The sequence below is a fragment of the Streptomyces sp. BE303 genome (assembly GCF_036290945.1).
Lineage (GTDB): Bacteria > Actinomycetota > Actinomycetes > Streptomycetales > Streptomycetaceae > Kitasatospora.
The window spans coordinates 1-404 of record NZ_JAQYWZ010000671.1 but is presented as its reverse complement, the minus strand read 5'-3'; the positions used below and the strand labels follow the sequence as shown (position 1 = coordinate 404).

The window sequence follows — 404 nt, the reverse complement described above, 5'->3', positions numbered from 1 at the left end:
CAGCCCGTCCGCGAGCAGATCCCGTTTGTGCAGCAGATCCGCGCGGAAGTCCGCGAAGTAGTCGTCGGGCAACTGCAGCGCCTCGGCCACCGCGTACTGGAAGGGTCCCGCGCTGACGTAGGTCAGGTACTGCTTGGCGGCGGCCTGCTGGCGGCAGCGGTCGATCGCCTCGGCGATCAGCTCGTCCACCGCGACCGGTTCCGGGTCGACCATCAGCCGGTCGTCCTGGACCCGGGACAGGTCGATGATCTCCTGGACCAGGCTGGTCATGGCGGGATTCTCGGTCACCCTGACCAAGGCCGACGTGGGACTGCTGGACCTGTGGGACGCCCCGGTGGACCCCCCGGCCCTGAAGCGCGCCTGACCCGCGGCACGGGGGACGGAAGTGGAGGACTGACCGGCAT

General features: G+C 69.6%; 1 pseudogene. It reads right to left on the bottom strand.

What is annotated here, in order from left to right:
* Window positions 1-141 (bottom strand): annotated as a pseudogene (locus tag PUR56_RS16100) (aminotransferase); the annotation flags it as partial.
* Window positions 142-404: the final 263 nt, after the last annotated feature.